The sequence below is a fragment of the Plantibacter sp. ME-Dv--P-095 genome, from assembly GCF_030209365.1.
In the GTDB taxonomy this organism is placed as follows: Bacteria; Actinomycetota; Actinomycetes; order Actinomycetales; family Microbacteriaceae; genus Plantibacter.
The window spans coordinates 104974-128432 of record NZ_JARVSB010000009.1 but is presented as its reverse complement, the minus strand read 5'-3'; the positions used below and the strand labels follow the sequence as shown (position 1 = coordinate 128432).

At 70.4% G+C, this 23459-nt stretch carries 22 protein-coding genes; 20 read left to right on the top strand and 2 right to left on the bottom strand.

Features of this window, described 5'->3' with window-relative positions:
- Window positions 1-105 precede the first annotated feature (105 nt).
- Window positions 106-543: a 30S ribosome-binding factor RbfA gene (gene rbfA / locus QRN26_RS12780; protein ID WP_056012316.1), complete on the top strand. Its 438-nt coding sequence runs from the start codon at window positions 106-108 to the stop codon at window positions 541-543.
- Window positions 544-628: 85 nt separating this feature from the next.
- Here the strand turns inward: rbfA and QRN26_RS12775 are convergent, their stop codons facing one another.
- Window positions 629-1513 carry an iron-sulfur binding domain-containing protein gene (locus tag QRN26_RS12775; protein ID WP_285037127.1) on the bottom strand — a complete coding sequence of 295 codons (885 nt, stop codon included), beginning with the start codon at window positions 1511-1513 and terminating at the stop codon, window positions 629-631.
- A 38-nt stretch (window positions 1514-1551) separates the two neighbouring features.
- On the opposite strand from QRN26_RS12775, the gene QRN26_RS12770 reads away from it, so the two are divergent.
- The 18 genes from QRN26_RS12770 to QRN26_RS12685 all read left to right on the top strand — a co-directional run bounded on the left by QRN26_RS12770 (window position 1552) and on the right by QRN26_RS12685 (window position 21915).
- Entirely contained in the window at window positions 1552-2226 is a 675-nt protein-coding gene (locus tag QRN26_RS12770) for a nucleoside/nucleotide kinase family protein (RefSeq protein ID WP_285037126.1), read from the top strand.
- An 86-nt stretch (window positions 2227-2312) separates the two neighbouring features.
- Complete coding sequence (gene truB, locus QRN26_RS12765; protein WP_285037125.1) at window positions 2313-3248, top strand: tRNA pseudouridine(55) synthase TruB; 936 nt, start codon at window positions 2313-2315, stop codon at window positions 3246-3248.
- Window positions 3245-3613: a hypothetical protein gene (locus QRN26_RS12760; RefSeq protein WP_056012305.1), complete on the top strand. Its 369-nt coding sequence runs from the start codon at window positions 3245-3247 to the stop codon at window positions 3611-3613. The genes truB and QRN26_RS12760 overlap by 4 nt, the downstream gene beginning before the upstream one ends.
- A 70-nt stretch (window positions 3614-3683) precedes the next feature.
- The gene (locus QRN26_RS12755) at window positions 3684-4103 is read left to right on the top strand and encodes a hypothetical protein (protein ID WP_056012302.1); all 420 of its coding nucleotides are present in this window, start codon (window positions 3684-3686) and stop codon (window positions 4101-4103) included.
- Window positions 4100-5032, top strand: a complete 933-nt coding sequence (locus QRN26_RS12750) for a bifunctional riboflavin kinase/FAD synthetase (protein WP_056012299.1) — start codon at window positions 4100-4102, stop codon at window positions 5030-5032. The genes QRN26_RS12755 and QRN26_RS12750 overlap by 4 nt, the downstream gene beginning before the upstream one ends.
- The gene (locus QRN26_RS12745; RefSeq protein WP_285037124.1) at window positions 5032-6264 is read left to right on the top strand and encodes an MFS transporter; all 1233 of its coding nucleotides are present in this window, start codon (window positions 5032-5034) and stop codon (window positions 6262-6264) included. Before QRN26_RS12750 ends, QRN26_RS12745 begins: the two co-directional genes overlap by 1 nt.
- A gap of 127 nt (window positions 6265-6391) precedes the next feature.
- Window positions 6392-7393: a sugar-binding transcriptional regulator gene (locus QRN26_RS12740; RefSeq protein WP_285037123.1), complete on the top strand. Its 1002-nt coding sequence runs from the start codon at window positions 6392-6394 to the stop codon at window positions 7391-7393.
- Entirely contained in the window at window positions 7390-8412 is a 1023-nt protein-coding gene (gene deoC / locus QRN26_RS12735; protein WP_285037122.1) for a deoxyribose-phosphate aldolase, read from the top strand. Before QRN26_RS12740 ends, deoC begins: the two co-directional genes overlap by 4 nt.
- 6 nt (window positions 8413-8418) lie before the next feature.
- The gene (locus QRN26_RS12730; protein WP_285037121.1) at window positions 8419-9915 is read left to right on the top strand and encodes an aldehyde dehydrogenase family protein; all 1497 of its coding nucleotides are present in this window, start codon (window positions 8419-8421) and stop codon (window positions 9913-9915) included.
- Entirely contained in the window at window positions 9912-10772 is an 861-nt protein-coding gene (locus QRN26_RS12725; protein WP_285037120.1) for an aldehyde dehydrogenase family protein, read from the top strand. Before QRN26_RS12730 ends, QRN26_RS12725 begins: the two co-directional genes overlap by 4 nt.
- A gap of 90 nt (window positions 10773-10862) precedes the next feature.
- A complete protein-coding gene (locus QRN26_RS12720) occupies window positions 10863-12461 on the top strand; it encodes an SDR family oxidoreductase (protein WP_285037119.1) in 1599 nt (532 codons plus the stop codon).
- A 9-nt stretch (window positions 12462-12470) separates the two neighbouring features.
- Window positions 12471-13469 carry a malate dehydrogenase gene (locus QRN26_RS12715; RefSeq protein ID WP_285037118.1) on the top strand — a complete coding sequence of 333 codons (999 nt, stop codon included), beginning with the start codon at window positions 12471-12473 and terminating at the stop codon, window positions 13467-13469.
- An 82-nt stretch (window positions 13470-13551) separates the two neighbouring features.
- The gene (locus tag QRN26_RS12710) at window positions 13552-13776 is read left to right on the top strand and encodes a heavy-metal-associated domain-containing protein (protein ID WP_285037117.1); all 225 of its coding nucleotides are present in this window, start codon (window positions 13552-13554) and stop codon (window positions 13774-13776) included.
- Window positions 13776-16070 carry a heavy metal translocating P-type ATPase gene (locus QRN26_RS12705; RefSeq protein WP_285037116.1) on the top strand — a complete coding sequence of 765 codons (2295 nt, stop codon included), beginning with the start codon at window positions 13776-13778 and terminating at the stop codon, window positions 16068-16070. Before QRN26_RS12710 ends, QRN26_RS12705 begins: the two co-directional genes overlap by 1 nt.
- A 75-nt stretch (window positions 16071-16145) precedes the next feature.
- Window positions 16146-17426 carry a GAF domain-containing protein gene (locus QRN26_RS12700; RefSeq protein ID WP_285037115.1) on the top strand — a complete coding sequence of 427 codons (1281 nt, stop codon included), beginning with the start codon at window positions 16146-16148 and terminating at the stop codon, window positions 17424-17426.
- A 113-nt stretch (window positions 17427-17539) separates the two neighbouring features.
- Window positions 17540-19063, top strand: coding sequence for an acetaldehyde dehydrogenase ExaC (gene exaC / locus QRN26_RS12695; RefSeq protein ID WP_056012279.1), 1524 nt, complete (start codon window positions 17540-17542; stop codon window positions 19061-19063).
- 109 nt (window positions 19064-19172) lie between these two features.
- The gene (locus tag QRN26_RS12690) at window positions 19173-19565 is read left to right on the top strand and encodes a DUF779 domain-containing protein (RefSeq protein ID WP_056012276.1); all 393 of its coding nucleotides are present in this window, start codon (window positions 19173-19175) and stop codon (window positions 19563-19565) included.
- A gap of 166 nt (window positions 19566-19731) precedes the next feature.
- Window positions 19732-21915 (top strand): DEAD/DEAH box helicase, encoded by a 2184-nt coding sequence (locus QRN26_RS12685; protein ID WP_056781862.1) that lies wholly within the window; start codon window positions 19732-19734, stop codon window positions 21913-21915.
- A gap of 57 nt (window positions 21916-21972) precedes the next feature.
- On the opposite strand, the gene QRN26_RS12680 is transcribed toward QRN26_RS12685, so the two are convergent.
- A complete protein-coding gene (locus tag QRN26_RS12680; RefSeq protein WP_056012271.1) occupies window positions 21973-22239 on the bottom strand; it encodes a mycoredoxin in 267 nt (88 codons plus the stop codon).
- A gap of 127 nt (window positions 22240-22366) precedes the next feature.
- Between QRN26_RS12680 and QRN26_RS12675 the strand changes: the two genes are divergently transcribed.
- Window positions 22367-23395, top strand: a complete 1029-nt coding sequence (locus QRN26_RS12675; RefSeq protein ID WP_056012269.1) for a 6-phosphofructokinase — start codon at window positions 22367-22369, stop codon at window positions 23393-23395.
- Window positions 23396-23459: the final 64 nt, after the last annotated feature.

The window sequence follows — 23459 nt, the reverse complement described above, 5'->3', positions numbered from 1 at the left end:
GTCCCCGTCGTCCTCCTCAGGGAGGACGGCGGGGATTCCTGCTTATATTGTGTGCAGCACCCCGCCGAGCGGTCGTCCGCCCGGCGGTCATCAGAGGAGGACGAGATGGCAGAGAACCCCAGGGCCCGCAAGTTGGCGGACCGGATCAAAGAAGTCATCGCCAAGCGGTTGGACAAGGGCATCCGCGACCCGCGGCTCGGTTTCGTGACGATCACCGACGTCCAGGTGACCGGCGACCTCCAGCACGCGAACGTGTTCTACACGGTGTACGGCTCCGACGAGGAGCGCGCCGACACCTCGGCGGCGCTCGAGTCCGCGAAGGGGCTGTTGCGTGCCGAGATCGGCCGCAACATCAACACCCGGCTCACCCCGAGCCTCGACTTCTTCCTGGACGCGATCCCCGAGAACGCACAGCACATCGAGGATCTGCTCCGCGAAGCGAAGAACCGCGACACCGAGGTGGCCGGTCTGGCCGCCGGTGCCGCGTACGCCGGTGACGAGGACCCCTACGTCAAGCCGCGCGACGCCGACGCCGAGGCCTAGGACCGCGCTCCGACAGGCTCAGCGACCACCCTTCGACAGGCTCAGGGACCGCCCTTCGGGGTCCGGTCGCTGGGCCTGTCGGCGTTCACTCGTGGGGGAGCGCGTAGCCGCCGTCGATGCGGACCGCCAAGCGGTCGGCGACGAGCCCTGCCAATGCGCGGTCGAACTGTGCGCCATCGGGCCAACGACCGCGGAGTTCCTCCTCGGTCAGTGACCGGTGGGTCGAGCGCAGCTCCGCCATGATGATGCCTCGGACCTGTCGGTCGCTGCCCACGAACTGCTTCTGCTTCGTCTTGACCGGTCCGTCGTAGGCCGGATACCCGGCCGCCCGCCAGGCGCACACCTCGCGGAGCGGGCACTCCTCGCACCGGGGAGACCTCGCCGTGCACACGATCGCACCGATCTCCATCATGCCCGCGTTGAACACCGCCGCCTCGGCCCGGTCCTCGGGCAGCAGGCCCTCCATCGCCGGGAGGTCGACCTTCGCGTTCGGCGGTCCGGGCTCCGCCTGACCACCGACGGCGCGGGCGATCACGCGGCGGGTGTTCGTGTCCACCACCGGATGCCGGTCGCCGTAGGCGAAGACCGCGACGGCGCGCGCCGTGTAGTCGCCGATGCCGGTGAGTGCGAGGAGTTGGTCGACGTCCGACGGGACGACCCCGCCGTGTCGCTCGGTGATCTGCGTGGCGGCGGCGTGCAACCAGAGCGCGCGACGCGGATAGCCGAGGCGACCCCAGGCGCGGACGGCTTCGGCGGGCGGTTCCGCCGCGAGATCGGCGGGAGCCGGCCAGCGCCCGAGCCACTCCTCGAGGCGCGGGATCACCCGGCTGACCTGGGTCTGCTGCAGCATGAACTCCGACACGAGGGTGCCCCACGCCGGGAACCCGGGACGTCGCCACGGCAGGTCGCGCGCGTTGGCGCGGAACCAGTCCAAGACGAGGGGGGCGAGGTCGCAAGGGTCGGACGGCACCGCACCAGCCTACGATCCGCCCGGGTAGGCTCGGCGCCATGAAGCTCGTCACGACGCCACGGATCGAGCTGCTGCGGCAGCTGCGAGACCAGTTCCAACGGGACTACCCGCGCGGCCGCACCATGATCGCGGTCGACGGGATCGGAGGGTCCGGCACGGCCGCGTTCGCCGATGGTCTCGCCGAGGTGTTCGACGAGGGCGGGCGTGCCGTGTTCCGGGCGTCGATCGACGACTTCCACCGACCACGCGAGGAACGGTATGCGCGCGGCCGGGACTCGGCAGAGGGGTTCTGGAACGACTCCTTCGACTACTCACTCCTCCGACGAGTGCTGATCGAGCCGTTCCGCCTGGCGGGCAGCACCGGGTTCCAGCTGGTGGGGTTCGACGAGGAACGCGACGTCGGCGCGCCACTCCGGTGGACGACCGGGCCGCAGGACGCGGTCCTGATCGTGGACGGCGTGTTCCTCAACCGTCCCGAGCTCCGCGGACTCTGGCACGCATCCGTGTGGGTCGACGTCCCGCTGGACGTGGCCTACGCGCGGCTGCACGACACGCTGGGTGTCGACGCCGACCCCGCGGCGCCGTCGAACGCGCGCTACGTCGGTGGGCAGGCGCTCTACCGGAAGGACGACGACCCGACCGCCCGGGCGACCGCGATCGTCGACAACACCGACGAGCGGCATCCTCGGCGGATCTTCGCCGACTTCTGCTGAGCGGCGCGCGGCCGCTCGGCTCGGCCCAGGGCCGCTCGGCTCGGCGCTCGGCCGTGGGCGCCGACGGCCGCTGGTAGCGTTGCAACGTGGTCGAGAACAACGCAGCAGCACCCGGATCCGCGGCTGCGCAGCCCGGTGTCCTCCTCATCGACAAACCGCAGGGGCACACCTCGCACGATGCGGTCGCGCGGGTCCGGCGCCTCGCGGGCACGCGCAAGGTGGGCCACGCCGGCACGCTCGACCCGATGGCCACCGGACTGCTCGTCCTCGGTATCCGGTCGTCGACGCGACTGTTGACCTTCATCGTCGGTCTCGACAAGGAGTACACGGCGACCATCCGGCTCGGCGAGGCCACCTCCACCGACGACGCCGAGGGTGAGGTCACCGAGCGCGCCGACCGGGGCGCGGTGGCAGCCGTCGACGACGCGGCGATCATCGCGGCGATCCGTCCGCTGACGGGCGACATCGAGCAGGTTCCGAGCACGGTGAGCGCCATCAAGGTCGGTGGGAAGCGGGCGTACGCCCTGGCCCGTGAGGGGATCGAGGTCGAGCTGAAGTCGCGCGCGGTGACGGTGAGTGCCTTCGACGTGTCGGACATCCGCCGAACGGACGCGGTCGTCGACGTCGACGTCCGCGTGGTCTGCTCGTCCGGCACGTACATCCGCGCGCTCGCCCGCGACCTCGGTGCGTCGCTCGGCGTCGGCGGGCATCTGACCGCCCTGCGACGGACGAGGATCGGACCGTTCGACGTCCATGCGGCCTCGACCATCGACGAGCTCGACGTCGATCGCGCACTCCTGCGCCCCGCCGACGTCGCCCGGCAGCTGTTCGGCGCGCTCGAGCTGACGGAGCAGGAGTCCGTCGACCTCGGCCACGGGAAGCGTCTCGACCGCGAGCTGCCGGCCGGGCATTCCGGCCCGATCGCGGCCATCGCGCCCGACGGCCGGTTGGTGGGGCTCGTCGAACGGCGCGGTGGCTCCCTGAAGTCGGTCGTGAACTTCCCCGCCGAGGAGTCGGCATGATCGAGTGGTTCACCGTCGTCCAGATCGGGGTCGCCGTCGTGGCCGGGCTCCTCTGCGTCGTGTTCGGGCTGATCGGTCGTCCGCCGAGCGACCTGACCATGGGGGCCACGGCCCTCGTCGAGCTGCTCCTCGTCGCGCAGCTCGTCGTCTCCATCGCCGCGCCGGCCTTCGGGAACACGGCCACCGGAAGCGTGCCCGAGTTCTTCACCTATCTCATCTCAGCCATGATCCTGCCGATCGCCGGGGGGTTCTGGGCACTCGTCGAGCGGGGTCGGTGGTCGACGGTCGTCCTCGGGGTCGTGTGTCTCGCCGTCGCCGTGATGCTGTACCGCATGGAGCAGATCTGGAGCGTGCAACTCGCCTGAGCGGTCCGTGCTGGCGTCGAGGCTCCGAAGGGCCGGGCCGCCGGTCCGGATCACATAGAATCGATAAGTCATGGCTCTCCCCACCACCGCTCCGTCCCGTCCACGCGTCCGTGGTGTCGGGGTCGTGCTCGTCGCCGTCTACGGGATCCTCGCGCTGGCCGCCACGGGTCGCTCGGTGGTGCAGATCACGACCAAGTTCGACGAGGCACCGCTGGCCTACGTGCTCTCCGCCGTCGCGGCCGTGGTGTACATCCTGGCCACCGCGTCGCTCGTGGCACCAGGGGCGGCGTGGCGACGGATCGCGTGGGGCACGATCTCGTTCGAACTCGCCGGGGTGTTGATCGTCGGCTTGCTGAGCCTGTTCGATCCGGAACTCTTCCCCCACGACACCGTGTGGTCCGTCTTCGGTCGCGGGTACGTCTTCATCCCGCTCGTCCTCCCGGTCCTCGGACTGTGGTGGCTGGCCGGACATCGGCGCTCCACGAAATGATCACCTTCACCGAGCTCGACCAGGTCCCAGACGGCTTCGGGCCCTCAGCCGTCACCATCGGCAAGTTCGACGGCGTCCACAGCGGCCATCGCGCCGTCATCGCGGCCCTGCTCGACGCGGCCGCAGCCGACGGGCTCGACTCGGTCGCGGTCACCTTCGACCGCAACCCGTTGAGTCTCATCAACCCCGACCGCTGCCCGGCCTCACTCGTCAGCAACGAGCAGAAGCTCGGACTGTTGGCGTCCGCGGGTGTCGATGCCGCCCTGCTGCTCCGCTTCGACCAGACCCTCGCCCAGTTGACGCCCGAGGAGTTCGTCACGTCGATCCTCGTCGGCGCGCTGCATGCGAAGACGGTGCTGGTCGGCGAGGACTTCCGCTTCGGGCACCGGGGCCTCGGCACCGTCGCCACCCTGGAGTCCTTCGGTGAGGTCTACGGCTTCTCGGTGCACGTCGTCGACGACGTGCGTCCGGAGGGTGGCCGCCGCGTGTCGTCCACCTGGATCCGGGAACTGCTGGAGGAGGGCGACGTCCGTGAGGCTTCGCGGCTCCTCGGTCGTCCACCAGAGGTGCGCGGCATCGTGGTGCACGGCGCGAAGCGTGGCCGTGAACTCGGGTTCCCGACCGCCAACCTGTCTCCCGACTCCCAGGGGCTCATCCCCGCCGACGGGGTGTACGCCGGCTGGCTGCGGTGGCGCGGTCGGTACTACCCGGCCGCGATCTCCGTCGGGAACAACCCGACCTTCGACGGGGTGCCGCAGAAGCAGGTCGAGGCCTACGTGCTCGACGAGACGGACCTCGACCTCTACGACGACGAGGTCGAGGTGCAGTTCGTGGAGCGGATCCGCGGCATGGTCGCGTTCACCGGGATCGAGCCCCTGATCGTCCAGATGACCGACGACGTCGAGCGCGCACGCCGGATGCTGTCCTAGTGGGGCCGCGTCCCCTCTGGCGGGGAAGGGTCCTGGCGCTCGTCGGCATCGTGCTCGTCGCGGCGAACCTGCGGACGGCCGTCACGTCACTGTCCCCGATCTTCGCCGAGATCGACGGCGACATCGGTGTCGGCTCGGTCGGCCTGGGGCTGCTCGGCATGCTCCCGCCGCTGTGCTTCGCCCTGTTCGGCGTCTTCACGCCGCGCCTCGTGCGTCGGCTGCACCTGGAGCCCGTGCTGCTGATCGCGCTCGGGTCGATCGTGGTCGGGCACCTGGTGCGATCCCTCGCGCCACACTTCGCCGTCCTCGCGGTCGGCAGTGCGCTCTGTTTCGCCGGCATCGGCATCGGCAACGTCGTGCTCCCGCCGCTCGTCAAGAAGTACTTCCCCGACCGGGTCGGCCTCGTGACCTCGCTCTACGCGACGGTCCTGTCGGTGAGCACCTTCCTGCCGCCGCTCGTCGCCGTGCCGGTGGCCGAGGCGGCGGGTTGGCACGTGTCGCTCGGCGTGTGGTCCATCGTCGCGATGCTGGCCGTGGTGCCCTGGATCGGGCTCATCGTCAGGGAGCGTCGGGACGCCCGCGCCGCGGCCGCGGCCGACCCGGAGATCGAGGAGTCGCGCGGCCGGGTCCTCGTTCACCGGTCGCCGATCGCCTGGGCGATCGCTGCCGTGTTCGCCACGTCGTCGCTGAACGCCTACGCGATGTTCACCTGGTTGCCCACCATCGTCACCGACGTGGCGGGGGTCACGCCCGCGCAGGGCGGTCTCCTGCTCTCGCTCTTCTCGGCGATGGGGGTGCCGGCGAGTCTCATCGTCCCGATGCTCGTCGCCCGGCTGCGGAACGTGGCGGTCCTCGTGTACGTCGCGAGCGCTTGTTTCGTGCTCGGCTATCTCGGCTTGCTCCTCTGGCCGGCGACCCTGACCTGGTTGTGGGTCCTGCTCGCGGGGCTCGGCCCCCTGCTGTTCCCGCTCGCCCTGGTCCTCATCAACCTCCGGACCGCGAGTCACGACGGCGCGGTCGCCCTGAGCGGATTCGTCCAGAGCGTCGGCTACACCCTCGGTGCCCTGGGCCCGCTGGTCGTGAGCCTGCTCCATGCGGTGACCGGGTCGTGGACCGTGCCGCTCGTCCTGTTGCTGGCCACGGGTGCCCTCTGCGCCGTCGCGGGTCGGATCACGGGACGCCCCACGACGATCGAGGCCGACCTCGCCGCCCGGGGACATGGGCGAGCCTGAGCGCTCGCAGTCGCGGTACCCGATGCGCGGATGCGCGTCACGGCCTGCTCATCTGAGCAGAACGACCAACGGTCGTTGTCCGACCCGGTGAGCCGTCCTAGGCTGGGGGAGTCGGAGGAGGCCCGAGGTGATCGAACGCGATGAACTGCTCGCGGTGCGTGCCGCGGAGCTGTACTACGACGAGACGAAGACCCAGGACGAGATCGGCGCCCTGCTCGGGATCACCCGGTGGAAGGTCGGCCGGCTCCTCGCCCAGGCCCGAGAACTCGGCTACATCCGCATCGAGATCGTGCACCCGCGTGCGCGCCGTCTCCCGCTCGAGCGGGCGCTCCGCGAGCGGTTCGGACTCGTCGACGCGGTCGTCGTCCCGAGCCCGAGCGACAGTGCGGAGCTCCACGAGCGCGTGGCGCGCGCCGCGGCGGACTACCTCGGTGCCATGCGGCCCGTGCCGCGGACGCTCGGCGTGAGCTGGGGCAGGACCCTCCGAGACCTCGCCGACCATCTGCCGGACGGCTGGGCGACCGGCCTGTCCGTCGTGCAGATCAACGGCGGCGTGAGTCTCAACCAGCGTGTCGGCACCGCTGCGGCGACGGCGGCCAGGATCGCGGAGAAAGGTCGCGGCGACGTCACCCTGCTCCCCAGCCCGGCGATCTTCGAGCGTCTCGAGACCAAACTCAGCATCGAGTCCGACCGCACCGTCGCGGAGGTCCTTCGCACGGCGGCGGCCGCGGACACCTACCTCTACGGCGCCGGCGTCGCCGGTCCCGACTCAGCCCTCGTGCACAGCGGCTACCTCACAGCCGCCGATGTCGACGTCCTCGTCGCGCGTGGTGCCGTCGGCGACGTCGTCGGGCGGTACATCGACGCCGAGGGCATGATCGTCGACCCGACGCTCGACGAGCGCACGGTCGGTCTCGGGCTGGAGGCCCTGCGAGGGGCCGCGCGCAGCATCGCGGTCATCGCGGGCGCACCGAAGCACGCCGTCGCTCGGGCCGTCGTGAGCAGCGGACTCTGCACCGTGCTCGTCACGGACGAGGTGACCGCGACGGCGCTGCTCAGCGATCTCGAACCATCACCTGTTCAGCAGCACACCCTGGAGCACGAACTGCTCGGAAGGAACACACCATGACCACCCCACCAGGAGACCTCGTGGCGAAGCCCACGGCGCTCGAACTCGTCGACGGCCCCGTCACCGACGCCAGCCTCAGACGCTACCTCGACGGCCTGCCCGGCGTCGACGCCGTCGGGCTCGAACAGCGGGCGGCCGACCTCGGCAGCCGATCGATCAAGACGACCTCGAAGGCCTGGGCCCTCGACCGGATCATCGAGCTCATCGACCTCACCACGCTCGAGGGTGCCGACACCCCCGGCAAGGTGCGCTCCCTCGTCGCGAAGGCCATCACGCCGGACGCCGGCGACCCGTCCACGCCTCGCGTGGCCGCCGTGTGCGTCTACGGCGACATGGTGCCCTACGCCGTCGAGGCGCTCGGGGCGGCGCACAAGCAGCCCGGTGCAGGGCACGACGCGGCGGGCATCAACGTCGCGGCGGTCGCCACCGCCTTCCCGAGCGGCCGTGCCTCGCTCGCCGTGAAGCTCGCCGACACGGCCGACGCCGTCGACGCCGGGGCGGACGAGATCGACATGGTCATCGACCGCGGTGCCTTCCTCTCGGGTCGGTACGGTCAGGTCTTCGACGAGATCGTCGCCGTCAAGGAGGCCTGCCGTCGGAGCGACGGGACCTCGGCGCACCTCAAGGTCATCCTCGAGACGGGTGAGCTGAACACCTACGACAACGTGAAGCGCGCCTCATGGCTCGCGATCCTGGCCGGTGGCGACTTCATCAAGACCTCCACCGGCAAGGTCGCACCGGCCGCCACCCTCCCGGTGACGTTGCTCATGCTCGAGGTCGTCCGCGACTGGCACCGTCTCACGGGCGAGCAGATCGGCGTGAAGCCCGCCGGAGGCATCCGCTCGTCGAAGGACGCCATCAAGTACCTCGTGACCGTCGCCGAGACGGTCGGCGAGGACTGGCTCCAGCCGCACCTCTTCCGCTTCGGCGCCTCGAGCCTCCTCAACGACGTGCTCCTGCAGCGGCAGAAACTCACCACCGGCCACTACTCCGGCCCCGACTACGTCACGATCGACTAGGACATCATGAGCTTCCTCGAATACGCACCAGCCCCGGAGTCGACCTCGGTCCTCCACCTCCGCTCCGAGTACGGCCTCTTCATCGACGGCGAGTTCACGGAGGGGACCGGCGGCTCCTTCCAGACGATCTCGCCGAGCACCGAGCAGCCGATCGCGACGATCTCCGCCGCGAGCAACGCCGACGTCGACCGCGCCGTCGTCGCGGCACGACGCGCCTACGACCGCGTGTGGTCGAAGCTGTCGGGCGCCGATCGCGGCAAGTACCTCTTCCGGATCGCACGGCTCGTCCAGGAACGCGCCCGTGAACTGGCGGTCGCCGAGAGCCTCGACAACGGCAAGCCCATCAAGGAGTCCCGCGATGTGGACGTCCCGCTCGTCGCCGCCTGGTTCTTCTACTACGCGGGGTGGGCCGACAAGCTCGACTACGCCGGTCTCGGCGCGAACCCCCGCGCCCTGGGTGTGGCCGGCCAGGTCATCCCGTGGAACTTCCCCCTCCTCATGCTCGCCTGGAAGGTCGCCCCGGCGCTCGCCGCAGGGAACACCGTCGTCATCAAGCCGGCGGAGACCACGCCGCTGACCGCGCTCATCTTCGCGGAGATCCTCCAGCAGGCGGAACTCCCCGCGGGCGTCGTCAACATCGTCACCGGCGCCGGAGCGACGGGCGCGGCGATCGTCCGGCACCCGGACGTCAACAAGGTCGCGTTCACCGGGTCGACGGCCGTCGGCCGGGAGATCGCGAAGACCATCGCGGGTTCGGACAAGCGGCTGACGCTCGAGCTCGGTGGCAAGGCCGCGAACATCGTCTTCGACGACGCGCCCATCGACCAGGCGATCGAAGGCATCGTCAACGGCATCTTCTTCAACCAGGGGCACGTCTGCTGCGCGGGGTCGCGGCTCCTCGTCCAGGAGAGCATCCACGACGAGGTCGTCGACCGCTTGAAGCATCGCCTGCAGACGCTGCGCGTCGGCGACCCGCTCGACAAGAACACCGACGTCGGTGCGATCAACTCGGCCGAGCAGCTGGCCCGCATCCGCGAGCTCTCCGACATCGGCGAACTCGAGGGTGCGGAGCGCTGGAGCCCGGCGTGCGAGCTGCCCGAGAACGGCTTCTGGTTCGCGCCGACGATCTTCACGAACGTGTCGACCAGCCACCGGATCGCGCGCGAGGAGATCTTCGGGCCGGTCCTGTCGGTCATGTCCTTCCGGACCCCCGCCGAGGCGATCGCCAAGGCGAACAACACCCCGTACGGACTGTCGGCGGGCATCTGGAGCGACAAGGGCAGCCGGATCCTCGCCGTGGCCGACAAGCTGCGCGCCGGGGTCATCTGGGCGAACACCTTCAACCGCTTCGACCCGGCCAGCCCCTTCGGTGGCTACCAGGAGTCCGGGTACGGCCGCGAAGGCGGACGACACGGTCTCGGCGCGTACCTCGCGCCAGCCGGATCGAGCGTCACCGCAGCCTCCGCATCGGCCACGAGCACCACGAAGGAGGAGCAGCGATGAGCCGGCTCACCGTCCCCAAGACCTACAAGCTCGCCATCGGCGGCAAGTTCCCCCGCAGTGAATCCGGAAGGACGTACGAGGTGACCGACTCGACCGGCGGGTTCCTGGCGAACGCGTCATTGGCCTCGCGCAAGGACGCCCGCGACGCGGTCGTCGCCGCCCGCTCGGCGCTCGGCGGATGGTCCGGTGCGACCGCGTACAACCGCGGCCAGGTGCTCTACCGCATCGCCGAGCTGCTCGAGGGGCGTCGCGCCCAGTTCGTGGACGAGATCGTCCGCGCAGAGGGCGTGTCGCAGGCGTCCGCCGCGGCCCAGGTCGACGAGGCCATCGACCTCTGGGTCTGGTATGCGGGGTGGGCCGACAAGTACGTCCAGGTCGTCGGGGGAGCGAACCCCGTCTCGGGTCCGTACTTCAACCTCTCGGTGCCGGAACCGACGGGTGTCGTCGCGCTGATCGCGCCGCAGGAGTCGTCGCTCCTCGGGTTCGCGAGCGTCGTCGCCCCGGCGCTGGTCGCCGGCAACACGGTCGTCGTCATCGCGAGCGAGCGGTTCCCGCTGTCGTCGATCAGCCTGGCGGAGGTGCTCGCGACGAGCGACGTCCCCGGTGGCGTCGTCAACGTGCTCACGGGTTCGCCCGCGGAGATGGCCCCCTGGCTCGCCTCGCACGCCGACGTCAACGCGATCGACCTCGCGGGCGCAGGGGCACTCGACTGGATCGAGCTCGAGGTCCTCGCGGCGGAGACGCTGAAGCGCGTCGTCCGTCCGAGCGGTGCCACCGGGTCCGTCCCGGCGAGCCTCGATCGGATCACGGCCTTCACCGAGGTGAAGACCGTCTGGCACACGAAGGCCCTCCTGTAGCCCCGACGAGCGCCCGCGTGGCTCTTGCACAGCGTCGCCCGGCTGTACAGCCGGGCGACGCTGTCGTCGCGGGGCCGTAACGTTGCGTCCATGACCGAATCATCGACTCCAAAGCGCGTGCTCGTCACGGGTGCCACCGGCTACATCGGCGGGCGGCTCGTCCCGCGCCTGTTGGAGGCCGGGTACGTGGTGCGGGTGCTCGTGCGCTCGCCGCAGAAGCTGACCGACGTGCCGTGGCGGGACGACGTGGAGGTCGTCGAGGGTGACCTCGGCGACGCGGCCGCGGTCAAGGCGGCCTGCGTGGACGTCGACGTCGTCTACTACCTCGTGCACTCGATGGGCGGGAAGGGCGACTTCGAGCAGACGGAATACGATGCCGCCGAGCATGTCGCGGCTGCGGCTGCGGCGGCCGGAGTCTCACGCATCGTGTACCTGGGTGGCCTGCACCCGGAGGGTGTCGAGCTCTCGAAGCATCTGCGCTCCCGCACCGAGGTCGGGCGGATCCTCCTCGAATCCGGTGTGCCGACGCTCGTGCTGCAGGCCGGTGTGGTCATCGGTTCCGGATCGACCTCGTTCGAGATGATCCGGCATCTGACCGACATCCTCCCGTACATGCCGGCACCCCGCTGGGTCCGGAACTTCATCCAGCCGATCGCGGTCCGGGACGTCCTGCACTACCTGTTGGCGGGCGCCGAGGTCGACCGCGACGTGAACCGCGCGTTCGACATCGGCGGGCCGGACGTCCTGCGGTACGGCCAGATGATGAACGGGTACGCCGTGGAGGCCGGTCTCCCGCAGCGCCCCATCGCGCCGTTGCCGGTGCTCACGCCGTGGTTGGCTTCGCAGTGGGTCAACCTCGTGACGCCGATCCCGCGCCGTCTGGCGTCACCCATCATCGAATCCCTCCTGGTCGACTGCGTCATGGGGGACCACGACATCGACGCGGTGATCCCGCCGCCGGAGGGCGGGCTGACCGGCTATCGTCGGGCGGTCCGACTCGCGCTGCAGCGGATGAAGGACGGCGAGGTGGAGACCTCCTGGCGGAACGCGACGGTCGCCGGCGCGCCGAGCGACCCGTTGCCGAGCGACCCGGACTGGGCGGGGCACGTCGTCTACATCGACCTCAAGGAGCGCAAGACGTCCGCGGACGCGGATCGGCTCTTCTCCGTCATCGAGTCCATCGGCGGCGAGAACGGGTGGTACTCGTTCCCCCTGGCGTGGGCGGTCCGCGGCTGGATGGACAAGCTCGTCGGCGGCGTCGGGCTCCGTCGCGGCCGCGACGACCCGCAGCATCTGAGTGTGGGGGACGCCCTCGACTTCTGGCGCGTCGAGTACCTCGAACGCGGTCGGATGCTGCGCCTGCGGGCCGAGATGCGGGTGCCCGGTCTGGCGTGGTTGGAGATGAGCGCGACGCCGGTCGGCGACGGCTCGGTCTACCGGCAGCGTGCGGTCTTCTTCCCGAAGGGACTCGGCGGCCGACTCTACTGGTTCGCGATCCTGCCGTTCCACGGGATCATCTTCAACGGGATGGCCAACCGGATCACCGAGGCGGCGGTCGCGCTGCCCTCGGAGCGTTCCGCCCAGCGGAAGAGCCGGGTCTCACCGGTCTCGCCGGAGGAGCACGAAGCCGTCGACTCCGCGGAGGCCGAGCTGCAGGCGTCGAGGCCGGCACCGGAGGTCGCGGAGTAGCGTGGCGGTATGAGCGAACCCACCGTCGTCACCGTCACGGGAGCGGGCGGCCAGATCGGCTACTCCCTCCTCTTCCGCATCGCCTCAGGCCAACTGCTCGGGCCGGACCGCCCGGTCCTCCTGCGACTGCTGGAGATCCCGCAGGGTCTCGGCGCGGCCGAGGGCACGGCCCTGGAATTGCAGGACGGCGCCTTCCCCCTGCTCGCCGGCGTCGAGGCGACGACGGACGCGGCACGTGCCTTCGACGGTGCGAACATCGCCCTGCTCGTCGGCGCGCGGCCGCGTGGCCCGGGGATGGAGCGTGGCGATCTCCTGGCGGCGAACGGCGGCATCTTCGCACCGCAGGGTGCCGCGATCGGCGCCGGCGCGGCCGATGACGTCCGGGTGCTGGTGGTCGGGAACCCGGCCAACACGAACGCCCTCATCGCGCAGGCCGCCGCGACCGGGGTGCCGCCGGAACGGTTCACCGCCCTGACGCGTCTCGACCACAACCGCGCCGTCGCGCAGTTGGCGGCCAAGACCGGCGCGCCGGTGACGGACGTCGACGGCGTCGTCATCTGGGGGAACCACTCGGCGACGCAGGTGCCCGACCTCTCCCATGCGACGGTCGGCGGTCGCCCGGCGCTCGACCTCGTCGACGAGGCCTGGATCGCGGACGAGTTCATCCCCCGGGTGGCGAAGCGCGGTGCGGAGATCATCGCCGTCCGCGGCTCGTCGTCCGCCGCCTCGGCTGCGGCGGCCGCCATCGACCACGTGCACGACTCGGTCTGCGGCACGGCGACACCGGAGCGTCCGGATCGCTGGACGTCCGTCGCCCTGCCGTCGCAGGGCTGGTACGGCGTGCCGGAGGGCTTGGTCAGCTCGTTTCCGGCGCGATCCGTCGACGGTCGCTGGCAGGTCGTCGAGGGGCTCGACATCGCGCCCGCGTGGCAGCAGCGCATCGACGCCTCGGTGGCGGAACTCGAGGAGGAGCGGACCGCGGTGCGGGAGCTCGGCCTCCTCGGCTGACCCCGGCGAGCGGTCGGTCGAACGGTTGCAGGAGGTACCCCCTGGGGGTATAGTGGTGGCTCCGAGTCACTGAGGAGGACGCATGTCCGAAACCACCGCAACCACCACCTACCGGGTCGACGGCATGACCTGCGCGCACTGCGTGTCGGCTGTCACGTCCGAGCTGTCCGCGCTGTCCGGCGTGGACGAGGTCGTCGTGGACCTCGAGGCGGGGACGGTCACGGTGGCCGGAACCTCGTCGTCCGACGAGGCGGCCATCGGTGCCGGCGTCCAGGAGGCCGGCTACACCCTCGTCGGTCGTCGCTGATGAGCGCGCCGCTGCAGACCCTCGATCTCGACATCGCGGGCATGACGTGCGCGAGTTGTGTGGCGAGGGTCGAGAAGCGGCTCACGGCGCTCGACGGCGTCGAGGCGCAGGTGAACCTCGCGACCGAGCGCGCGACGGTCACGGCGCCGGCGGCCGTCACCGCGGACGAGCTGGTCGCGGCGGTCGCGAAGGCCGGGTACACGGCGACGGTGCGTCCCGGCGCGGACGAGCGTTCCGGAGCACACCGCGACGATGCCCCGACGCCGGAGTCCGAGTCCGACCCCTCGGCGACGGTGACGACCCTCCGCACCCGACTCGTCGTCAGCACCGTGCTGGCCCTCCCGGTCATCCTGCTCGCCATGGTCCCCGCCTGGCAGTTCGACCACTGGCAGTGGCTGTCGCTCACGCTGGCGACGCCCGTGGTGTTCTGGGGCGGCTACCCGTTCCACCGCGCGACGTTCGCCACGCTGCGTCACGGCTCGGTGACGATGGACACGCTCATCACCCTCGGGACGGGGGCGGCGTACCTGTGGTCGCTCTGGGCGCTCTTCTTCGGCATGGCCGGGATGACCGGCATGCGCCACGAGTTCACCTTCTTCGCCCCCGACGCCGACCCGTCCGGTGCCCTCTACCTCGAGGTGGCCGCGGGCGTCACCGTGTTCCTCCTCGCCGGGCGCCTCATCGAGCAACGATCGAAGCGCAGCGCCGGGGCGGCGCTCCGCGAGCTGATGACGGCCGGAGCCTCCGAGGTGTCCATCCTGCGAGAGCGGGCCGCCGATCCGAGCGACCTGATGGCGGCGACCCGCCAGGAGGAGCGCGTCCCCGTCGACCGCCTCCTCGTCGGTGACCTCTTCCTCGTGCGGCCGGGCGAGTCGGTCGCGACCGACGGCACGGTCGTCGAGGGCGCGGCGAGCGTCGACGAGAGCCTCATGACGGGGGAGTCGGTCCCCGCGGAGAAGACGGCGGGTTCGCCGGTCACCGGTGGGACGATCGCGCGCGGCGGATCGCTCGTGGTGCGGGCCACCGCCGTCGGCACCCGGACGAGGCTCGCACGCATGGCGCAAGCGGTCGAGGCCGCTCAGCTCGGGAAGAGTCGCATCCAACGCCTCGCGGACCGCATCTCCAGTGTGTTCGTGCCGATCGTGCTCGTCACGGCGGTCGCGACCGCGATCGTGTGGATCGCCGCGGGCTCGTCGGTGCAGGCCGCTTTCACCGCGGCCGTCGCCGTGTTGATCATCGCCTGCCCGTGTGCGCTCGGCCTCGCCACCCCGGTCGCCCTCCTCGTCGGCACCGGTCGAGGGGCGCAGCTCGGCATCCTGATCGCCGGACCGGAGGCTCTCGAACGCGCGAGCGGCATCGACCGTGTCCTGCTCGACAAGACCGGGACCATCACCTCGGGTCGGATGAGCGTGACCGAGGTCTGGGCGGAGGGTGCCGCCGACGCGGCGCTCGACCTCGCCGCAGCGCTCGAAGCCGACTCCGAGCACCCCATCGCCGAGGCGATCGTCGAGGAGTCCGCACGTCGACGTGGAACACCCCCGGCGGTTTCGGACTTCGCGAGCTTCGAAGGCCTCGGGGTCACCGGGACCGTCCGTGGAGGGACCGTCCTCGTCGGACGACCCGCCTTCGCCGAGGACCAGGGGTTCCGAACCGGAGCTGCGGCCACGGCGGCGCTCGGGGCCGCAGCGGAACGCGCGAGCACCGTCGTGGTCGTCGCCTGGGACGGCGAGGTCCGCGGGATCGTCGAGGTCGCCGACACCGTCAAGCCGGAGGCGCGGGCCGCCGTCCAGCGTGCCGTGGCGCTCGGGATGACTCCGGTGCTGCTCACCGGTGACAACGCGGCCGTCGCCGCCCGCGTCGCGGCCGAGGTCGGGATCACCGAGGTGATCGCCGACGCGAGCCCGATGGACAAGGTCGCCGCCGTCGAACGCCTGCAGGCGGACGGTCACCGCGTCGCGATGATCGGCGACGGGGTGAACGACGCGGCCGCGATCGCGACCGCCGACCTCGGGATCGCCATGGGGACGGGGACCGACGCGGCCAAGAGCGCCGCCGACCTCAGCATCGTCTCCGGGTCGCTCGCCACCGCCGTCGACGCGGTCCGGCTGTCGAGACGGACCCTCGGCATCATCCGAGGCAACCTCTTCTGGGCGTTCGCGTACAACGTCGCGGCGATCCCGCTCGCCGCGCTCGGGCTCCTCAACCCGATGATCGCGGGCGCGGCGATGGCGTTCTCGAGCGTGTTCGTCGTGCTCAACAGCCTGCGCCTCCGGCGGTTCCGTCCGGCCGCCTGAGGACATCCGTCACCTGCCGGGCTGCGGCGGTTACACTGTCCGCAGAACCGGTCGACGTGGATGGGTGGTGGTGAGGTGACCAGTCCCTGGCTGGCGGCCCCGGCGCGTGCCGAAGCGCAGCGCGGACTCGTGCGGCGGCTCGTCCGCGAGTCGTGGGAGCGGTCGATGGGCCGTCACCTCGACCCGGACAACCTCATGCCGGAGCTCGCCTTCGACGAGGACGAGCTGCGCGACCACCGGCTCGGTCATCCACTCGCCGGCGTCCTCCCGGTCATCACGCGGCTGCTCGTCGAGGACGCCGACGACGACTCCGGCATGCTCGTCGCGGTCGGCGACGCCATGGGCAGACTGCTCTGGGTCGACGGTGACCGTCACCTGCGCCGTCGGGCGGAGGGCATGTTGTTCGTCGAGGGCGCCGGCTGGTCGGAGCGCGAGGTCGGTACGAGTGCGCCGGGCACCGCACTCGAGCTCGACCACGGGATCCAGATCCACGCGGCCGAGCACTTCAACCGGCTCGTGCATCCGTGGAGCTGCACAGCGGTGCCCGTGCACGACCCGGAGACCAGACGGATCATCGGGGTGATCGACATCACTGGAGGACCGCAGGCCGTCGCCTCGCATGCACTTCCGCTCATGGAGGCGACCGCGGCCGCCGTCGAATCCGAGATCATGGTGCAACGCCTGCGGGCGCTCGCCGATCGCTCTTCGGCCGGACTCGGCCGTCGTCGAGAGACGCCCCGTCCGACCCTGGTCCGGCCGGGACTACAGGTGCTCGGCCGCGACACCGGGATGCTCGTCGGCCACGGCGCGGAACGGCCGACCGAACTCAGCCGCCGTCACGCCGAGATCCTGACGCTGTTGTCCTGGCACCGACAGGGCCTCAGCGCCGAGGCGCTCGCCGACCGGCTCTACGACGCCGACGAGGCACCGGTCACCCTGCGGGCGGAACTCGTGCGACTCCGGAGGGTGCTGACCGCGGCCGCGCCGACACTCGTCCCCGCCTCACGCCCGTACCGCCTCACCGCACCCCTCCAACTCGACGCCCACCAGGTGCTGTCGCTCCTCGACCGCGGCGCCCACCGGGCTGCGCTCGCCGCCTACCCCGGCCCGCTGCTCCCCGACTCGACCGCGCCCGGCATCGTCGAGCTGCGCGAGCTGGTTGCGACCAGGCTCCGCGAGGCGATGCTGACCGATGCATCGGCCGACCTCTTGTACGACTACCTCGGGAGCGCCGCGGCCCCCGACGACCTCGAGGTCCTCCACGCCTGCCTGCGAGCGCTCCCGCCGCGCTCGCCGAAACGGGCGGGGATCGTCGCACGGGTGGAGGCGCTCGAAACCGATCTCGCGGCGAGCTGACCGCTGACCCACGTCGAGCGGTGATGCAACCTCATGCAACCTGCCCGCCGCTAGCGTCGGCCGCACGCACCTGAGCGGTGCGGCCACCGACAACGTCGTCGACAAGGAGTGCCATGACCGTCTACGCCAACCCGGGTACCGAAGGTGCCGTGTTCAGCTACGCCCCGCGCTACGACCACTTCATCGGGGGCGAGTACGTCCCGCCAGCGAACGGACAGTACTTCGAGAACCCGACGCCCGTCACCGGCGCGGTCTTCACCGAGATCGCCCGAGGGACCGCGGCCGACGTGGACCGCGCCGTCGAGGCGGGATGGAAGGCGTTCCCCGCGTGGTCGAAGACCAGCGTCGCCGAGCGCGCCGTCATCCTCAACCGGATCGCCGACCGCATGGAGGAGCACCTCGAGGAGATCGCGGTCGCCGAGAGCTGGGAGAACGGCAAGCCGGTCCGCGAGACCCTCGCCGCCGACATCCCGCTCGCGATCGACCACTTCCGCTACTTCGCCGGCGCCATCCGCGCCCAGGAGGGCGGCATCTCCGAACTCGACCACGACACCGTCGCCTACCACTTCCACGAACCGCTCGGCGTCGTCGGGCAGATCATCCCGTGGAACTTCCCGATCCTCATGGCGGTGTGGAAGCTCGCGCCGGCGCTCGCCGCCGGCAACTGCGTCGTGTTGAAGCCGGCGGAGCAGACCCCGGCCTCGATCCACCTGATCGTCGACCTCGTGAAGGACCTGCTGCCCGCCGGCGTCTTCAACGTCGTCAACGGCTTCGGTATCGAGGCTGGTGCGCCGCTGGCGTCCCACCCGCGGATCCGGAAGATCGCCTTCACCGGCGAGACCACGACCGGCCGCCTCATCATGCAGTACGCGAGCGAGAACCTCATCCCGGTGACGCTCGAACTCGGGGGCAAGAGCCCGAACGTGTTCTTCGAGGACGTCGCGCGTGAGCACGACCAGTACTACGAGAAGGCGCAGGAGGGCTTCAGCATGTTCGCCCTCAACCAGGGCGAGGTCTGCACCTGCCCGAGCCGGGCGCTCGTGCAGCGGTCGATCTACGACGGCTTCGTGGGCGACGCGCTCGTGCGCATCGGCAAGATCAAGCAGGGCAACCCGCTCGATACGGACACCATGATCGGCGCCCAGGCGTCGAACGACCAGCTCGAGAAGATCCTGTCCTACATGGACATCGGCAAGCAGGGTGGGGCGAAGCTGTTGATCGGTGGCGAACGCGCCGACCTCGGCGGTGAACTGAGCGGCGGGTTCTACGTCCAGCCGACCGTGTTCGAAGGCACCAACGACATGCGGATCTTCCAGGAGGAGATCTTCGGCCCGGTGCTCGCGCTCACGAGTTTCGCCGACTACGACGAGGCGATCTCGATCGCGAACGACACGCTCTACGGCCTGGGCGCCGGTGTCTGGAGTCGGGAGGCGACGACGCTCTACCGCGCGGGCCGGGCGATCGAGGCCGGTCGGGTCTGGTCGAACACCTACCACCAGTACCCGGCGCACGCGGCGTTCGGCGGGTACAAGCAGTCCGGTATCGGCCGCGAGAACCACAAGATGATGCTCGACCACTACCAGCAGACGAAGAACCTGCTGGTCAGCTACGCGGAAGGCCCGATGGGCTTCTTCTGATCGACCGGTCCGCGGGTGGCGCGCGTTCGAGTCGCGCCACCCGTGCACCAGGCCCCGGGACCGGTGCGGCCGATCGGAGACCCCCTGATGAGACGACGGAGGACACACCATGACCGGACGGGTCGACGTCACCGAGACCGCTGCCGCGCTCCTGCGCGAGATGACCGCGGTGCACGGGCCGCTCATGTTCCACCAGTCGGGCGGGTGCTGTGACGGGAGCTCACCCATGTGCTACCCCGTCGGGATGTTCCGCACCGGGGCGGTCGACGTCCTGCTCGACACCCTCGACGTCGTGGGACTCGACGCGCCCGTCGAGGTGTACATGTCGCGCTCGCAGTTCGAGTACTGGAAGTTCACGCACCTCACGATCGACGTGGTCCAGGGCCGGGGGAGCGGGTTCAGCGTCGAGGCGCCCACGGGCCAACGCTTCCTCATCCGTTCGCGCATGCTCGACGACGCCGAGCTGGAGCGCTTCGGACTCCTCGAGGACGCCGCCGACTGAGCGCTCGCGAGCGATGCGGCCGATGGCGTAGACTGGGTACACGCCCGTCGGGCGCCCGTGTCGGTCTCGTGCAACGCTCTGTTGCTCCACGACGACCAGTCGGGCCCGACGCCCGTCTCTTCCGGCCCCTCGGCCGATGAGGCATTCTCGACTGCTCAGGAGGAGCATGCCGCACACCGGCCAGCAACGCCGTTCCCAGGGGCGTTCCAGCACCCGTTCATCTGGCCGCTCGAACCCCAGAGGGTCCTCGTCGCGCCACGACGACGACGCGCCCATCATCCCGATCCTCGCCCGCAAGGTGCGCGAGGTCGAGGCGAAGGCGCAGAAGGGCAAGGTCGGTCCCACCAACCGGACCAAGTACCAGGTCATCGCGTTCCTGGTCCGCGAGGAGCGCGCTCGGGTCAAGGCCGACACGAGCTACAGCGACGCCACCCGCGCCGAGCTCCTCAAGCGCCTCGACGGGGTCGCGACCATCCTCGCGAAGACCGCGGCGCGCGACACCTCGCTCATCCAGCTCCTCGAGGCGGACGCCGCGACGAGCCCGGTCGCACAGCGACTCCGCCGTGACTGGCTGCTCGAGTCGGGCGCCGAACTCAGCGCCGACGAGCTCATCATCACCGTCGAGAAGCCCGTCATGGAATCGGTCGTCCCGGCCGAGCTCGCCGAGAAGCAGGTCATCCCGCAGTCGGTGAAGGCGCGTCAGCTGGCCAACCCGTTCCTCGCCCCCGACTTCAGCCAGGCGGCACCGCAGCCGACCGTGCGTCGTCGCCTCGACAGCTGGGAGCTCATGGGCCCGCTGTACAAGGCGTTCGAACTCGGTTCCGGCGGGGGAGCGGCCTCGATGGACCTCCCCGACGCGCCCAAGCTCGACCGCCTTTCGCCCCGTGGCCTCGAGGTCATGAAGCACCAGGCGCGGTTCGTCGAGAGCGTCAAGGAGGGGCATCGTTCCTTCCTGCTCGCCGACGAGCCAGGGCTCGGGAAGACGGCGCAGTCCGTCCTCGCCGCCTCCGTGGCGGAGGCCTACCCGCTGCTCGTCATCGTCCCGAACGTGGTGAAGATGAACTGGGCGCGCGAGGTCGAGCGGTGGACGCCGCACCGCCGGGCCACGGTCATCCACGGCGACGGCCAGGCCCTCGACGCCTTCGCCGACGTCATCATCGTGAACTACGAGGTCCTCGACCGCCACCTCGCCTGGCTCGGGACCCTCGGCTTCCGCGGCATGGTGGTCGACGAGGCCCACTTCATCAAGAACCTCCACTCCCAGCGGTCGCAGCACGTGCTGTCCCTCGCGAACCGGATCCGGAAGGCGACGCCCGGCCAGGACCCGCTGCTGCTCGCGCTGACGGGTACGCCGCTCATCAACGACGTCGAGGACTTCAACGCCATCTGGCAGTTCCTCGGCTGGATCAAGGACGGCAAGCCGACCGCCGAACTCATGGAGCGGCTCGAGGACACCGGCCTCACGCCGGCTGAGCACGCCTTCTACGCCGCGGCCCGTTCAGCGGTCATCGACATGGGCATCGTGCGCCGGAAGAAGCTCGACGTGGCGAAGGACCTCCCCGCGAAGCGGGTCGCTGACCTGCCGGTCGAGCTCGACGACGAGGCGATCCGGTCGATCCGCGACGCCGAGGCCGAGCTCGGACAACGTCTCAAGTCGCGCTACGTGCGCGTGTTGGAGTCCCGCGGAGAACGCGTCGACGCCTTGCACGACCCGAACACCGAACTCATGCGCATGGTCGCCCAGGCGGAACTCGACGAGTCGAAGGCCGCCGGCGGTACCGAGAACGTGTTCACCATGATCCGGAAGATCGGTCAGGCCAAGGCGGTCCTCGCCGCCGACTACACGGCCCAGCTCGCGCGCTCGGTCGGCAAGGTCGTGTTCTTCGCGAAGCACATCGACGTCATGAACGCCGCCGAGCAGCTGTTCGCCGGTCGCGGTCTGAAGACGGTGTCGCTCCGCGGCGACCAGACCACGCAGGCGCGCCAGGCCGCGATCGACGCCTTCAACACCGACCCCGAGGTCGCGGTGGCGGTCTGCTCGCTCACGGCGGCGGGCGTCGGCGTCAACCTCCAGGCGGCGTCGAACGTCGTGCTCGCCGAGCTGTCGTGGACGGCCGCGGAGCAGACGCAGGCGATCGACCGCGTGCACCGCATCGGTCAGGAGGAGCCGGTCACCGCGTGGCGCATCATCGCCGCCCACACGATCGACTCCAAGGTCGCCGAACTCATCGACAGCAAGCAGGGGCTCGCGGCCCGTGCGCTCGACGGCAGCGATCAGGATGTGGCCTCGGTCGACTCCGTGCAGCTGAACGCCCTCGTCCACCTGTTGCGCGAGGCCCTGGGCGGCTGACGCCCGGTGTGTCCGACCGGGCGGCGATCAACGCCACCCGGTCGGAGCTCGCGGTGCTCAGACGCCGAGTGCGGTCTTCACTTGCGCGAGCGACGGGTTCGTCGCGGTGGAACGGTCCGGGTAGATGACGGTCGGGACCGTCTGGTTGCCACCGTTGAGGGAGGCGACGAGCTCGGCCGTCCCCGGCACCTGCTCGATGTCGATCTCGGTGAAGGGGATCCCTGCGGCCGACAGCTGGTGCTTCAGCCGGGCGCAGTATCCGCACCAGGTGGTGGAGAACATGGTGATGCCGCCATCGGCGGGGAGGTAGTCGTCGGCACTCATCCCAGCAGCCTAACCCCGGCTCGCGAGAGCTCCGACACGTGCTGGATCGACCACCGGCGGCGAGACGGTATTGTCGGGGATGACTTCCGGCACCGGTGGTGCCCCGATCCCCATGAGGACTGTTGATATGAGAATTGGTGTGCTCACGAGCGGCGGCGACTGCCCCGGCCTGAACGCGGTCATCCGAGGTGCGGTGCTCAAGGGGACCAAGATCCACAACCAGGAGTTCATCGGCATCCGCGACGGATGGCGAGGTGTGGTCGAAGGGCTGACCATGCCACTCGACCGCCACAGTGTGCGCGGGCTCGCCAAACAGGGCGGCACGATCCTCGGCACCAGCCGGACGAACCCGTTCGAGGGCCCGCACGGCGGCCCGGAGAACGTGCAGCACACCATGGACCGCCTCGGGATCGACGCCCTCATCGCGATCGGCGGCGAGGGCACGCTCGCTGCGGCGAAGCGGCTCACCGACGCCGGACTGAAGATCGTCGGCGTCCCGAAGACCATCGACAACGACCTCGACGCCACCGACTACTCCTTCGGCTTCGACACCGCCGTCGAGATCGCGACCGAGGCCATCGACCGCCTGCGCACCACCGGCGAATCGCACAAGCGCTGCATGGTGATCGAGGTCATGGGCCGTCACGTGGGGTGGATCGCCCTGCACGCCGGCATGGCCGCCGGCGCGCACGCCATCCTCATCCCTGAGCAGCCGCAGTCCATCGAGCAGATCTGCGAGTGGGCCGACAGCGTCTACCAGCGCGGGCGTGCGCCGATCATCGTCGTGTCCGAGGGCTTCACCCTCGACACGATGGAGTCCGCGCACTCCGAGAAGGGGCTCGACGCCTTCAACCGCCCCCGGCTCGGCGGGATCGCCGACGTCCTCGCACCGGAGATCGAACGTCGCACGGGGATCGAATCCCGCGCGACGGTGCTCGGCCACCTGCAGCGCGGCGGCGTGCCGAGCGCGTACGACCGCGTCCTCGCCACCCGACTCGGCATGGCGGCGATCGACTCGGTCATGGCCGGCGACTGGGGCACGATGATCGCCCTCCGTGGCACCGAGCTCGTCAACTGCCGCTTCGAGGAGGCCCTCGGCAAGCTCAAGACGGTTCCGCAGGAGCGCTACGACGAGGCGGCCATCCTCTTCGGCTAGGCGCCCGACGACGAGACGACGCCTCCACCCCGCTCGGGGTGGAGGCGTCGTCTTGTCCGCTTAC

Coding starts and splice junctions, on each gene's coding strand:
- rbfA (WP_056012316.1), top strand. CDS start 106: ATGGCAGAGAACCCCAGGGCCCGCAAGTTGGCGGACCGGATCAAAGAA.
- QRN26_RS12770 (WP_285037126.1), top strand. CDS start 1,552: ATGAAGCTCGTCACGACGCCACGGATCGAGCTGCTGCGGCAGCTGCGA.
- QRN26_RS12760 (WP_056012305.1), top strand. CDS start 3,245: ATGATCGAGTGGTTCACCGTCGTCCAGATCGGGGTCGCCGTCGTGGCC.
- QRN26_RS12755 (WP_056012302.1), top strand. CDS start 3,684: ATGGCTCTCCCCACCACCGCTCCGTCCCGTCCACGCGTCCGTGGTGTC.
- QRN26_RS12750 (WP_056012299.1), top strand. CDS start 4,100: ATGATCACCTTCACCGAGCTCGACCAGGTCCCAGACGGCTTCGGGCCC.
- deoC (WP_285037122.1), top strand. CDS start 7,390: ATGACCACCCCACCAGGAGACCTCGTGGCGAAGCCCACGGCGCTCGAA.
- QRN26_RS12730 (WP_285037121.1), top strand. CDS start 8,419: ATGAGCTTCCTCGAATACGCACCAGCCCCGGAGTCGACCTCGGTCCTC.
- QRN26_RS12725 (WP_285037120.1), top strand. CDS start 9,912: ATGAGCCGGCTCACCGTCCCCAAGACCTACAAGCTCGCCATCGGCGGC.
- QRN26_RS12720 (WP_285037119.1), top strand. CDS start 10,863: ATGACCGAATCATCGACTCCAAAGCGCGTGCTCGTCACGGGTGCCACC.
- QRN26_RS12715 (WP_285037118.1), top strand. CDS start 12,471: ATGAGCGAACCCACCGTCGTCACCGTCACGGGAGCGGGCGGCCAGATC.
- QRN26_RS12710 (WP_285037117.1), top strand. CDS start 13,552: ATGTCCGAAACCACCGCAACCACCACCTACCGGGTCGACGGCATGACC.
- QRN26_RS12705 (WP_285037116.1), top strand. CDS start 13,776: ATGAGCGCGCCGCTGCAGACCCTCGATCTCGACATCGCGGGCATGACG.
- exaC (WP_056012279.1), top strand. CDS start 17,540: ATGACCGTCTACGCCAACCCGGGTACCGAAGGTGCCGTGTTCAGCTAC.
- QRN26_RS12690 (WP_056012276.1), top strand. CDS start 19,173: ATGACCGGACGGGTCGACGTCACCGAGACCGCTGCCGCGCTCCTGCGC.
- QRN26_RS12685 (WP_056781862.1), top strand. CDS start 19,732: ATGCCGCACACCGGCCAGCAACGCCGTTCCCAGGGGCGTTCCAGCACC.
- QRN26_RS12680 (WP_056012271.1), bottom strand. CDS start 22,239: ATGAGTGCCGACGACTACCTCCCCGCCGATGGCGGCATCACCATGTTC.
- QRN26_RS12675 (WP_056012269.1), top strand. CDS start 22,367: ATGAGAATTGGTGTGCTCACGAGCGGCGGCGACTGCCCCGGCCTGAAC.